Source organism: Shinella lacus (assembly GCF_010994755.1).
Taxonomy (GTDB): Bacteria; Pseudomonadota; Alphaproteobacteria; order Rhizobiales; family Rhizobiaceae; genus Shinella; species Shinella lacus.
In genome coordinates this window covers 35087-48042 of the sequence record NZ_WHSB02000012.1, presented here as the reverse complement: position 1 = coordinate 48042, position 12956 = coordinate 35087, and the positions used below count along the sequence as shown (strand labels likewise).

Here is a 12956-nt window from a genome sequence, read left to right as displayed (position 1 = left end):
GCTGTGCCTAAGCCCGCCGGCTTTGACCGGAACCGACGAGAAGAGACTGGAATGACGGTGAATGCGATACGATTGAGGGGCGTCGGCAAATCCTACGGGCCGACCCGGGCGCTTGCCGATGTCAGTCTCGATATCGAGGCGGGCACGGTACATGCGGTGCTCGGGGAAAACGGGGCGGGCAAGAGCACGCTCATCAAGATTTTGACCGGGGTCCTCGCGCCCGATACAGGCACTGTCGATCTCTTCGGCGAGCGTCTCGACCATGACGGCCCGCAATCAGCCGAGACACTCGGGCTCGCAACGGTGTTTCAGGAGCTTTCCCTCGTCCCGCACCTTTCTGTCGAGGACAATCTGTTTCTGTCCAATCCGCCACGGTCGAAATTCGGCTGGATCGACCTGCGCCGGCAGCGTGCGGAATCGCGCCACTGGCTTGATCTGGTCGGATTGGGCGACATCCATCCGGGCACCCATGTCGGTCAGTTGTCCCTTACCCAGAAACAGTTGCTGGAAATCGCCAAGGGGCTCGCCAAGAAGCCGCGCATCCTTCTCCTCGACGAAGCGACGGCCTCCCTTCCCGGCAACGATGTCGACCGGCTCTTCAACATCATCGCCGACGCGCGGCGCGAGGGCCTCACGGTCATCTACATCTCGCACAGGATGACCGAGATCGAGCGCATTGCCGACCGGTGCAGCGTGCTGCGCAATGGCCAGTTGATAGAGACATTCGACGCGCATGCGCGCTCGCATGACGAGATATGCCGGATGCTGGCCGGCCGCGAGATCTCGCAGGTTTTCCCGCCCCGGCGTCCTGTGCCGGCCGATGCGCCCATCGTGCTGGACGTCTCGGGGCTTTCAGCGGTCGACAAGGTGCGCAACATCTCGTTTGCGCTCCGGCAAGGTGAGGTGCTGGGGATCGGCGGCCTCGAAGGACAGGGCCAGAAGGAACTTCTTCAAACCCTCTATGGCGCCATTCGCACCGCGGCGGGGTCGGTGACACTGGATGGCAAGCCGTTCAAACCGGCCGGTCCGGCGGCGGCCATTGCCGGCCAGCGACCGGTGATGCTTCTTCCGGAGGATCGCAAGACGGACGGCTTGCTGCTGGCGGAATCGATCCGCGACAACATGCTGCTTTCCGTGACGGGAAAGCTCAGCAGATATGGGCTGCGCGACCAGGTTGCCGAAACCGCCTGTAGCCGTGCGATCACCCGGAAACTGGCCATCAAGATTTCATCGCCCGACGCACCTGTTTCGTCGCTCTCCGGCGGCAACCAGCAAAAGGTTCTGCTCGCGCGGCTGCTGCTCAATGAGCCCGCGGTCTACATTCTCATGGATCCGACGCGAGGCATCGACGTCGGTACCAAGCAGGAAATCTATGCGCTCATTCGCGAGCTCGCGGACCGCGGCGCGGCCGTTCTCTTTCTCACCACCGATTTCGAAGAGCTCATCGGCATGTGCGACCGCGTGCTCGTTCTCTACGGCGGCGCCATCAGGCGGGAACTCGAAGGCGACGCCATCAACGAGGTCAATATCATGGAAGCGTCGCTCAACATGACGCGTCCCGAGACCGCCCGAAACCCCGCGGATACGGAAATCCGGCCATGAAAATCCTGACATCACGACACATGCCGGTCCTGCTTGGCGCAGCGGTTTTCATCATCGTGCTGGCGGCCTATCTCGCCGTGCATCCACGCGGCATTTCCAGCTTCGTCATCCAGTCCTACGCCAATTCGGCAGCGCCGCTCGCCCTTGCCGCGCTGGCGCAGACCTTTCCGGTCCTGACCGGCGGGCTCGATCTTTCGGTGGGAGGAATGGTCGCGCTCACCAATGCACTCGCCTCGGAACTGGTGCAGGGTTCGCCCGTCGAAATCGCCTTCGGCGTCCTGACCGTGCTTGCCGCAGGCGCGCTCTGTGGGGCGCTCAATGGCGCGCTCATCGTCTATGGTCGCCTCCAGCCGATCATCGGCACGCTAGCCACCGGTGCGGTCTTCAGCGGCCTTGCGCTCTTCATCAGGCCCTTTCCCGGTGGCGACGTGGATACCGGGCTTGCTTACGCGATGACGGCCATCCTGTTCGGCGTCCTGCCCGTCTCGACGCTGCTGATAGCGATCATCGCCTCCTGCACCTGGGCTGCGATATCGCGGGCATCCCTCGGGCGCGGCATATTCGCTGCCGGATCGGCGCCACAGGCTGCGCGGCTGTCCGGCCTGCGCATCGAGCGATCGATTATCGCCGCCTATGTGCTTTCGGGGCTGCTTTCCGCGCTTGCCGGTCTCTATCTCGGCTTTCAAACCCTTTCGGGCGATGCCACGATCGGCGTGCCCTATACCATCAACTCCATCGCCGCGATCGTCATTGGCGGGCTGTCACTGCGGGGTGGTGCGGGTTCGCCGCTCAGCGCGATCTTCGGCGCACATGCGCTACGCGCGATCAGCGCCGTGTTGCTTTTCACCGGTGCCCCGCCCCTCGCGCAGCCGCTTTTCGAAGGCATGGTGCTGATCACCGCGGTGGCGGCAGCATCCCTCACGCTGGTCCGCGACCCCAACCGCCTGAAGGCATTCCAATGATGAACGTGTTTTCCGTGGCTTTTCGCGTCGAGAGGCCGATCTGGATCGCCTGCCTCTTCGTACTCGCCCTGAGCGTCGCAATCGGCATCATGTATCCGGCGACCGTCTCGGTGAATTACTACATGCAGCAGTTGCAGATCGCGGCCTTCGTGGGCATTCTTGCCAGCGGCGCGATGGTGGTCCTCCTGCTCGGCGAGATTGACCTCTCCATGCCCTGGACTGCAACCGCGGCCGGCATGCTCGCTTGCGGGGTTTTCAGCAGCGGTGCGGCCTGGGCCAACGACGGCACCGCAATCTCCTTCGCCCTGCTAATGGGCCTGGCCATCGGCGGTCTCAACGCTTTCGGCGTTGCCATCCTGCGCGCGCCATCCATGGTGTGGACGCTCGGCGTCAACGCCATCCTGCTCGGATTGACCGTGGTCTATGCAGGTGGCTACAGCCCGCAGACGAATGCTTCCCCCCTGATGCGCCACCTCGCCGTCGGGCGCGTGTTCGACGTCGTGCCGGTGGCCGCGCTGGTCTGGATGTTCGTCGGCGGCATCCTCGTCCTCGTCCTGCGACTGACGCCGCTTGGCGCATGGATCTATGCGATGGGCCGCAGCCCTCGCGTCGCCTACCTTGCCGGCATCCGAACGCGCGCCGTGGTTTTCTTCGCCTTCCTGTGGGCCGGGCTCTGCTCCGCCGTCGGGGGCGTCCTGCTTTCGGGCTATTCAGGCCAGGCCTTTCAGGCCATGGGCGATCCCATGCTGCTGCCAAGCATCGCTGCCGTCGTCGTCGGCGGCACGAAGGTGACAGGCGGCGAAGGCAGATATCTCGGCACCGTCGTGGGCGTGCTCGCGCTCACGCTCCTTTCCAACGTGCTTTCCCTGATGCAGGCGCCCGAGGCGCTGCGACTGATCATCTACGGAACCACGATCATCCTGATGCTGCTCGTCAGCAACAAGCGGGCACAGGCGCACCCATAAACCTGCCCGGAACGAAACCATCTACCCGCCCCATCAACACAAGGAGAAGCCGCATGGATGCGTTTGGAATGAAGCTCGAATGGTACAGCGAACCGTCATCCTGCTCTTACCAGGATGGCACTCTGGAGGTCGTCACCGGCGACAAGACGGATTACTGGCGGGAAACCTTCTACGATTTCTGGCGTGACGACGGCCATTTCCTGTCCCGGGACGTCGAGGGCGATTTCAGCGCCGAGGTCACGGTTCAAGGCGACTATGAGATTCTCTACGATCAGGCCGGCCTGATGATGCGCCTGAGCGAAAGCCACTGGATCAAGACAGGCATCGAATTCACCGACGGGCGGATGTTTTTCTCCGTCGTCGTTACCAACAACCAATCCGACTGGTCTTTGGTGCAAGTGCCTGTCGATCCCAGCGGAATCCGCATTCGGCTGACCCGCCATCGCGAGGCGATCCGGGTCCAATATCTCAACAGAGAGAATGGCGTCTGGACACCGGTCCGCCTCGCCTATTTCCCACCGACGAAGACGGTTCAAGTCGGCGTCATGTGCTGCTCGCCGCAGCGCGCCGGCTTCACCGCCCGCTTCAAGGACTTCGTTATCGGGCCGCCGATCGCGCGTGAATTGCACGATTGAAAACCCACCAACCGGCCCCGGCGGGATCAACAATGCCGCCGGGGCTGAGCTATTGCATTTCGAATTGCCTTATTGTTATATTATATCCAATCTTCACTTTTCGCATACTCGGAGGAGCCGGAACCCGTCCGGCGCCAAGCCGCTACATCGCCGTGCGCATCGGTTCCTGGCCAGATTTCGGGGCAAGGGTCTCGTTAAAAAACCGTTGACACCATTCATAATGTATCCAATATATTGTCTCCTATAAATAAGGGGAATACGATCATGGGACCGAAATACGCAACTCCAAACTTCAGCGAAGCCCGCCGGGCGCTTCTGATCGGCGGCGCAGCCGCCGGCCTGACGGTCAGCTTTGGAAGGCTCTTTTTCACGCCGGCCTCCGCCGCAACGGGCGGCACTCTTCAGGTCATGGCGTGGGAAGGCTATGACTTGACGAACGAGCTCAAGACGTGGCGCGAGGAAAACGGTGTCACCGTCGAAACCACGTCGATCGCGTCGCAGGATGACGTGCATACCAAGTTCATCGTCGGCAATCCGCCACCGCTCGACCTTGCCGAATACAACCAGGCCTATAGCGAGCTCTACATCGATCAGATCAAGATCGTCTCGCCGCTCGATGTTTCGAAAATCCCAAACTACAACGCCGACAACCTGTTCAGCGTCTTCTTCGACAAGCCGACATGGTTCAAGGACGGGACGCTCTATGGCTCCCCCTACATCTGGGGCTTCAACACGCTCCTCTACAACTCCGCCGAGATGGAGGAGCCAAAATCCTACAAGGACCTGCTGAAGCCGGAGCTCAAGGGCAAGATCGCCATCATGGACGACGCCACGGGCAACTGGCCGCTGATTGCCCGGCTGGCCGGTTTCGGCGAGAAATACCCCGCGCTTACGAAGGATGAGCTGAAGACCGCGTTCGACAGTTTCGTCGCCTTCCGCGACCAAGCCCGCCTGATTGCCATCAACCAGGGCGATGTCGCGAACTTCATCGCATCCAAGGAGGTGCTCGCCGTGGTCGTGGCAGACCCGCAGATCATCCAGCAGGTCACCGCGCAGGGCGTACCGCTGAAAATGGCTGTTCCCGAAGAAGGCCCGGTCCTGTGGGTCGATGCATGGTTCATCCCGGTCTCGGCGGACAATGTGGAAACCGCGCATGCCTTCATCAACCAGTCGCTTGACCCGCAGGTGCAGGCAAATGTCTGCATGAGCATCCACCAGGCCCCGGTCTCGAAGAAGGCGGTCGAGCTTCTGGACGAAGCCGCCCGCCAGCGCATCGACTATTCGAAGATCGACCAGATCTTTTCCGCAGGACTTCCCGGCATTCCGCCCGTCGAGGCGGAGAGCGAGGTGGCAAGCTACGACGACTGGATCCAGGCCTGGCAGCAGTTCAAGGCCGGCATGTAAGCGCACCGGCATTCCGGGCTGCGTCTTGCGAAGTGGCCCGGAATGCAACGGTATCAGGAGTAAATTTCGGTGGTCAGTTCACAAAAAACGGGCGGGTTCCTGGCGGCTCCGGCAGTCACCTATATGGTGATTTTCTTCGTCGCCCCGAGCCTGCTGCTGTTTTCCTATAGTTTCTGGACGGCAAGCTCGTTCCGTATCGTGCCGGACTTCGTCCTGACGAATTATCTCTCTTCGATACAGTCCCTGCTGTTTCTCAAGGTCACGCTCAACGCGCTGCTCATCGGCCTCGTCACCGCAACGGTCTCGGTGCTTCTGTCGCTGCCGATCGCCTACTACCTGACCTACGTCACCCGCTCCAAGCTGATCTTCTACCTTATCCTCATCACCTGGTTCTCCAGCTATCTGGTGCGGATATATGCGTGGCGCACGCTGCTCGGCACGAACGGCCTTCTGAACGCGGCGCTGCTGCAACTGGGCATCATTTCAACGCCCATCGAGGCCTTTCTCTTCAGCCCCTTCGCCGTGGGCGTGACCCTCGTGCATATCTATCTCCCTTTCGCGGTCCTGATGGTCATTTCCGCAATGAGCGAAATCAAGAAGGAGCTGATCGAGGCGTCACGCGACCTCGGGACAAGCCCGATCGGCGCCTTCATGAGGGTCGTAGCACCCAATGCCGCGCAAGGCCTGATCGGTGCCTTCATGCTGACCTTCATTCTTGCCGCAAGCGACTATGTAACACCGCAGATGGTGGGTGGTTCCTCGGGCCAGACCACCGGCCTCCTCATCGCCGACCAGTTTCGCAAGACCGGCAACTGGCCGCTCGGCGCGGCACAGGCCTTCATCATGTTTGCCCTGTCGATCCTGATCTACCTGATCATCACGGCACTTGCCCGTGCTTCAGGCCTCACCCGCTCCCGCAAGAGCACGACGATCTTAACGCAGGACAAGTAGATGATCCTCCGCATCACCGTTTACCTGATCCTGGCGTTCCTGCTCATCCCGCTGGCGCTGATTGTTCTGTTCAGTTTCAACGCGAGCCCCTCCTTCACCTTTCCCATCACCGGCTACAGCATGCGGTGGTATGCCCAGATCTTCTCGGATCCGCAGCTCGGTTCGGCCTTGTGGAAGAGCTTCTGGATCGCGACACTGACGGCGATCATCACCTTCCTTCTCGGCGCCGCCGCGTCGCTCGCCTGGCTGCGGCTGGGGCGCAAGGGCCGCACTGTGCTTGAAATCCTGTGCATCACCCCGATTGCCCTTCCCGGCCTGTTCCTCGGCGTGTCGCTGCTGGTGCTCGCTTCCCAGGTCGGGGTGCAGCTCTCGATGATCACCATCGTGCTCTCCCATGTGGTCCTGGCGCTTCCGATGCTGATGATTGCCATGCGCGCCAGGCTCGCCTTGTTCGATCCGAACCTAGAGGAAGCATCGCGCGACCTCGGGGCCTCCCAGGTCCTCACGTTCCGCCGGGTCACCCTCCCCCTCATCGCGCCGACGCTCATTTCCTGTGCCGTGCTCAGTTTCGCGCTTTCGTTCGACGAATTCGTCGTCACGGCCTTCGTATCGGGCACCGAGACGACGCTGCCGATGTATATCTGGTCGATGATGCGCCGCACGGTCACGCCGCTCATCAACGCGATTTCGACGCTCGCAATGGTCTTTACCATCGCCATCATTTCCATCGCCCTTGCCATTGCCGCGATGAAACGCGCGACAAATCTCTCCAGCCGCGACGTCGCTTGAAGGAAAACGCCCATGTCCCCAATCATCGAAATCACGGATGGCAACAAGGCCTTCGGCAGCTTCAAGGCGCTTCAGGACATCAATCTTTCCATCGCCCAGGGCGAGATCGTCACGCTGCTCGGCCCGAGCGGCTGTGGGAAGACGACGCTGATGCGCATCTTCGCCGGCTTTGAGAGCCTGACAAGCGGATCGCTCAAGATTGACGGAAAGGACGTCTCAAATCTTCCGCCGGAAAAGCGCCCGGTCAACATGGTCTTCCAGCGCTACGCCCTCTTCCCCCATCTGGATGTCTTCGAGAACGTTGCCTACGGCCTCAAGGTGAAGGGCATCGGCAAGGACGAGGTGCGGGAACGGGTCCGCAATATGCTGCGCATCGTGCAGATGGATCACCTCCAGCAGCGTTTTATCACCGAGCTGAGCGGCGGCCAGTGCCAGCGCGTTGCACTTGCCCGTGCGCTCGTCAACGGGCCGAAGGTTCTCCTTCTCGACGAGCCGCTCGCCGCACTCGACCTGAAGATCCGGCAACATATGCTGACGGAGATGAAGCGCATCCATGCGGAGACCGGGGCGACCTTTATCTATGTGACGCACGACCAGGACGAGGCTATGATCCTTTCGGATCGCGTCGTGCTGATCGACCGCGGGCAGATCGTTCAGGTCGATACGCCACAGGATATGTATAACCGGCCCAATTGTCTTTTCTCCGCCAAGTTCCTTGGTGAGACCAATATCCTGCATGGAACCATCGTCGAAGACGCGTCCGGCAAAAGCGCGTTCAGGTCTGCGGAGGGTAGCTTCCACTACCAGCCCACGAACCAGATCGCCTCGAAAAGCGCTGCCATCATGTCGGTGCGCCCGGAAGCGATTTCGCTGTTCGCCGAAAACCCCGCGCGGGATAACGCCATCCCAGCGACCGTGACCGACGTGCTCTTCACCGGCAGCCGGTCCTTCTACCATCTCGTCAGCGACGGAGGAGAAGCGCTTCGTGCCCAGGTACAGAACACGCCGGGTCTGAACCGACCGAATGTGGGTGACCGCGTGCATGTCTGCTGGCCCCACGACGGGTCTGTCGTGCTGCCAGCATCCCCCAGCCATTGAGCATTGAAGACATGACTCCCAACTCCTCCATCATAAAACGCCACACGGTTACCGCGACGGTCCTTGAACTGATCAGGGACCGCATTGTCGAAGGGGTCTATCCCGGCGGCCAGCAGATCCGCCAGGAGGCCATTGCCGAGGAATTCGGCGTGTCGCGAATTCCCATCCGTGAGGCTCTGGTTCAGCTGGAGGCGGAAGGCTTCGTGCAGATCCACACGCACAAGGGCGCCGTCGTCGCCCAACTGACCGTCGAAGACGCCATCGACATCTTCGAGGCGCGCCTCGTCCTCGAGCCCAGCATTCTTCGTCAGGCTGTGACGAAGGCGACGGCGGAAGACATCGAACGGGTGCGAAAAGCGCTGCACGAATACGAGCGCGGGGTCGCCAACGACGCGTCTCCAGCCCAACTCAGCCAATTGAACTGGGCGTTTCACAAGGCGCTTTCCAGCGCGTCGGGACGATGGCGGTCACTCGCCGTCCTCTCATCTCTCTACAAGTCGGCAGACCGATATCTGCGCTTGCAGATCGACAATGCCGAGGCCCGGCGAAACGCGCTTGAAGATCACCGGGCAATCGCGGCCGCGTTCGTGCAGCAGGACGCGGCGCTGGCGCAACGCCTGCTGGCCCGGCATATTTCCGGCGCACGAGACGATGTTACGAAAAGCCTGAATATGCTGAAAAAGGCGCCGTGATCCACGCCGACACCTCAGGACGCCAGCGGCATTCATTTGAAATAGAGGAAAGACATGCAACTTGATCGCGTTATTACCGTCGTAGGCGCCCATGCGGAAGGCGAAGTTGGCCGCGTGATCACCGGCGGCGTCTTGCCACCCAAGGGCAAGACCATGTTCGAGCGGATGCAGAACCTCGAGCGCGATGGCGCCTGGCTTCGAAACATGCTGCTCTTCGATCCGCGCGGCAGCGTCAATGCCGCAGTCAACCTGATCACGCCCCCATGCCGCGACGATGCGGATCTCGGCATGATCGTGATGGAATCCGACTATTTCGTCCCCATGTCCGGCTCAAATCTGATCTGCACGGTAACGGTGGCGCTTGAAGCCGGCATGATCTCGATGATCGAGCCACAGACGATCGTCCGGGTCGACACGCCTGCGGGCCTCGTGGAAGTCACCGCGGAATGCAGGAACGGCAAGTGCAAGCGCATCACCTTCCGCAACATCCCCTCGTTCGTGATGCACCGCGACGCGACGATCGATGTCCCGGATCTCGGCACGCTGCGGGTGGATGTCGCGTACGGCGGCATGATCTATTGCATCGTGAACGCTGAGGACCTGAACCTGACGCTTGATCGCAGCGAAGCCCGCCTGCTTGTGGACCTGGGTGAAAAGATCAAGGCAGCGGCGGCAAGCCAGTTGCCGTCCATCCACCCCGAAAATCCGCAGATCCACACGATAAACCAGGTCGAATTCGCCGGCCCACTGCAGGTTTTGGGGGGGGTGAAAACTTCGAAGAACGCCGTGGTGGTCTCGCCAGGTCGGCTCGACCGCTGCCCGTGCGGCACCGGCACATCAGCCCGCATGGCTCTGCTTCATGCCCGCGGAGACCTGGCGGTCGGCGAGACATTCCGCCACCTCTCGATCCTCGACACGGTATTCGACTGCGAAATCCTCGAAACCGGCACGGCCGGCCCAATCCCGGCCGTCACGCCCCAGGTCTCCGGTCGGGCATGGCTTACGGGTGTCAGCCACTACGGGGTGGATCCGGAGGATCCGTTCCCGGAAGGCTACCGCCTGTCGGACACATGGTTCGCCTGAGGCCCCGCGAAAATCGAATCCAGTTGCGCCGACAAGCCCGCCTGTCGGCGCAATCGGGAAAGTGGCTCCCGTGCGCCATTTCGCATGTTTTGCGTGTGGATCCGCTGTTGAAATCGATCTATCCGTTAAATTCCGTCTGCCGGTTGCTTGCTTAACGAGGGCTTTGTATTCAATATACGGGTCAGCATCGTAAATGAGTCCGTGATGAAAGCCTCCCCTTCTATCAAGCGCCGCACCGTTACCTCGTCCGTCCTGGACCTGCTTCGTGACCGGATCATATCCGGCTACTACGAGGGTGGTCATCAGATCCGCCAGGAAGCGATTGCCGACGAAGTCGGCGTCAGCCGCATTCCGGTGCGCGAAGCGCTGGTTCAGCTGGAGGCGGAAGGCCTCGTCGTCATCCATACGCACAAGGGCGCGGTGGTGGCTAAGCTTACGCCGGAAGATGCCGTCGACATTTTCGAGGCGCGCCTGATCTTCGAACCGTTCATCCTCGCCAAAGCGATGGAAAAGGCGACGCCCGACGACGTCGAGCGCGTCCAGAGCGCCTATCGCGACTACGAGAAAGCGCTTCTGGCCGGCGAAAGCCCGGCGATCCTCAGCCAATTGAACTGGGCATTCCACATCGCGCTTTCCTACGCCGCCGACAGGCCACGGTCTCTGTCCGTGCTCTCCACGCTCTACAATTCCGCTGACAGGTATCTCCGGCTCCAGATCGACGCCAAGGCGGCACAGACGAAGGCCCTGGAGGAACACAGCGCGCTTGCCCAATATTTCGCAGATGGCAACAGCAGCGCCGCGCAAAAACTTCTCAAGAAGCATATCGCCGATGCCCGCGATGACGTTATCCGCGGCCTTCAACACCGCGGCACGAAGGTCGCGTCCTAATCTATTGTCACGACGGGTGCCCGCGCCATCTGCGCGGACACTTTCCTGTCGAGACCGATCAGGCGGCTTCCTTCTGGCCCTCATAGGCGATGAACTGCGGCGCAAGAGCCGGAATACCCTTGATCCGGTCCGAAATCTTCTCGGCGACCATCATCGTCGGGCAATGCAGGTTGCCGTTGGTGATCCGCGGCAGGATGGATGCATCCACTACGCGAAGGCCTTCAAGACCATGCACCCGGCCTTCATCATCGACGACGGCCAGGTCATCGTTGCCCATGCGGCAGCTTGAGCATGGGTGGTACTGGGTGCCCATATTTTCCTGCAACCAGGCGAAGACATCCTCGTCGCTCCACTTGCGCAGACCGGGGAAAATCGCTTCTCCCCTGATCTTGTCCCAGCCACGCTGCTGAATGATCTCATCCGTATGCCGAACGCCGTCGATCAGGTTGCGGCGATCTTCTTGGTCCGAAAGATAATTGAGCACGATCGACGGATGTTTGCGAGGATCCCCGCTCAGCAGCGTGACCGCACCCTTGCTGTTCGGCCGGCCGAGGCAGACCTGATATTGGAAGCCCTCCTCGATATTGACCTTGCCGTGCATGAGTTCACCCAGCATGGGCAGGAACTCGTGCTGGATGTTCGCATAATCGACGCTGTCGCTGCTTTTGAAGAAGGAGCCGACTTCCCAGAGGTTTGTCGTTCCAAGGCCGCTGCGCAGGAACATCCATTGCGCGCCGATCATCGCCATCTTGAACAGGTTCATGTCCACGGCCGGCGAAACGCCCTTTCGCGACGCCCGATACTTGATGGAGACGGCGACGTGGTCCTGGAGACTCTTGCCAACGCCCGGCAGGTCCGACACCGACGTGATGCCATGTTCCGCGAGTTCATGGGCGGGGCCGACGCCGGACAGAAGAAGCAGTTGCGGGGAGTTGAAGGCACCTCCGGCAAGGATGACCTCCCGCGCCGCGCGCGCTTCGACAATCTGCCCCTTCTGTTCATAGCGAACGCCGGTGGCCCGCTTGCCATCGAACAGAACCTTGTGAACCAGCGCACCGAGTTGCAGTTCCACGTTCCCGCGCTTGATCGCAGGCCGAAGATAGGCACGTCCCCCGCTTGCCCGGATGCCGTTGTCGATATTGGCTTGGTAGGCATGCACGCCTTCCTGGCGGAAGGCATTATAGTCCGCATTCAGGGGATGGCCGGCCTGCTGTCCGGCCTCGAGAAATGCCTGGAAGGGTTCGAGTTCCGCCTTGAGCGTGGTGATCGCGATCGGCCCTTCGCCGCCACGATACTGGTTGGCGCCCTTGTCGTAGTTCTCGAGTTTCTTGAAATAGGGCAGGCAGTGGGCATAGGACCAGTTGCTCAAACCATCCTCGGCCCAGCGATCGAAATCGCGCGGATTGCCGCGAACATAGACCATCCCGTTGAGCGAGCCGGAACCGCCCAGCATCTTCCCGCGGATATGGGGCACCATCCGGCCATTCAGCGCGGCTTCCGGCCCGGTATCGAATTCCCAGGTGCGGGCCTTGTCTGTTAACGGATAGGACATGGCCGCGGGCATGCGCACGTAGATCGAATTGTCATGAGGCCCGGCCTCCAGGACAAGGACCCGGACGTTGCGGTCCTCGCCGAGGCGGGCGGCGACGACTGATCCGGCAGCACCCGAACCCACCACGATGTAATCGTATGTTTTAGTTGGCATTTCACGTCCCCAATTAACAATTCCGGTCAGGCTGGCCGCACCCGGCATGATTGACGTCGCCTTTTGTCGTAAACCGGTGGCATCCGCTATTTGTCACGGCGCGACCCGCTAAACCAACAAGCATGAGCCATTATTGGATCCAATCTATTATATTCCGAAAGCTGCGTCTAGTGTAGACGCGT

At 61.0% G+C, this 12956-nt stretch carries 12 protein-coding genes; 11 read left to right on the top strand and 1 reads right to left on the bottom strand.

Annotated elements, in window-relative coordinates:
* The first annotated feature begins 51 nt into the window (after nucleotides 1–51).
* The 11 genes from GB927_RS25095 (at nucleotide 52) to GB927_RS25045 (ending at nucleotide 11069) form a co-directional block, all read left to right on the top strand.
* Nucleotides 52–1602, top strand: coding sequence for a sugar ABC transporter ATP-binding protein (locus tag GB927_RS25095; RefSeq protein WP_256119977.1), 1551 nt, complete (start codon nucleotides 52–54; stop codon nucleotides 1600–1602).
* The gene (locus GB927_RS25090) at nucleotides 1599–2564 is read left to right on the top strand and encodes an ABC transporter permease (RefSeq protein ID WP_256119976.1); all 966 of its coding nucleotides are present in this window, start codon (nucleotides 1599–1601) and stop codon (nucleotides 2562–2564) included. The genes GB927_RS25095 and GB927_RS25090 overlap by 4 nt, the downstream gene beginning before the upstream one ends.
* The gene (locus tag GB927_RS25085; protein ID WP_256119975.1) at nucleotides 2564–3529 is read left to right on the top strand and encodes an ABC transporter permease; all 966 of its coding nucleotides are present in this window, start codon (nucleotides 2564–2566) and stop codon (nucleotides 3527–3529) included. Before GB927_RS25090 ends, GB927_RS25085 begins: the two co-directional genes overlap by 1 nt.
* A 68-nt stretch (nucleotides 3530–3597) precedes the next feature.
* A complete protein-coding gene (locus GB927_RS25080; RefSeq protein WP_256120084.1) occupies nucleotides 3598–4164 on the top strand; it encodes a DUF1349 domain-containing protein in 567 nt (188 codons plus the stop codon).
* 264 nt (nucleotides 4165–4428) lie between these two features.
* Entirely contained in the window at nucleotides 4429–5568 is a 1140-nt protein-coding gene (locus GB927_RS25075; protein WP_256119974.1) for an ABC transporter substrate-binding protein, read from the top strand.
* A 69-nt stretch (nucleotides 5569–5637) separates the two neighbouring features.
* Nucleotides 5638–6519: an ABC transporter permease gene (locus tag GB927_RS25070; RefSeq protein WP_256119973.1), complete on the top strand. Its 882-nt coding sequence runs from the start codon at nucleotides 5638–5640 to the stop codon at nucleotides 6517–6519.
* Nucleotides 6520–7308 (top strand): ABC transporter permease, encoded by a 789-nt coding sequence (locus tag GB927_RS25065; RefSeq protein WP_256119972.1) that lies wholly within the window; start codon nucleotides 6520–6522, stop codon nucleotides 7306–7308.
* Between the two features lie 12 nt (nucleotides 7309–7320).
* A complete protein-coding gene (locus GB927_RS25060) occupies nucleotides 7321–8406 on the top strand; it encodes an ABC transporter ATP-binding protein (RefSeq protein WP_256119971.1) in 1086 nt (361 codons plus the stop codon).
* Entirely contained in the window at nucleotides 8403–9098 is a 696-nt protein-coding gene (locus GB927_RS25055) for a GntR family transcriptional regulator (protein ID WP_256119970.1), read from the top strand. Before GB927_RS25060 ends, GB927_RS25055 begins: the two co-directional genes overlap by 4 nt.
* A 54-nt stretch (nucleotides 9099–9152) precedes the next feature.
* On the top strand, nucleotides 9153–10181 hold the full coding sequence (locus GB927_RS25050) for a proline racemase family protein (protein ID WP_256119969.1): 1029 nt from the start codon (nucleotides 9153–9155) through the stop codon (nucleotides 10179–10181).
* 204 nt (nucleotides 10182–10385) lie between these two features.
* Nucleotides 10386–11069 carry a GntR family transcriptional regulator gene (locus GB927_RS25045; RefSeq protein ID WP_256119968.1) on the top strand — a complete coding sequence of 228 codons (684 nt, stop codon included), beginning with the start codon at nucleotides 10386–10388 and terminating at the stop codon, nucleotides 11067–11069.
* Between the two features lie 58 nt (nucleotides 11070–11127).
* Here the strand turns inward: GB927_RS25045 and GB927_RS25040 are convergent, their stop codons facing one another.
* Nucleotides 11128–12774 (bottom strand): choline dehydrogenase, encoded by a 1647-nt coding sequence (locus GB927_RS25040; RefSeq protein WP_256119967.1) that lies wholly within the window; start codon nucleotides 12772–12774, stop codon nucleotides 11128–11130.
* Nucleotides 12775–12956 lie beyond the last annotated feature (182 nt).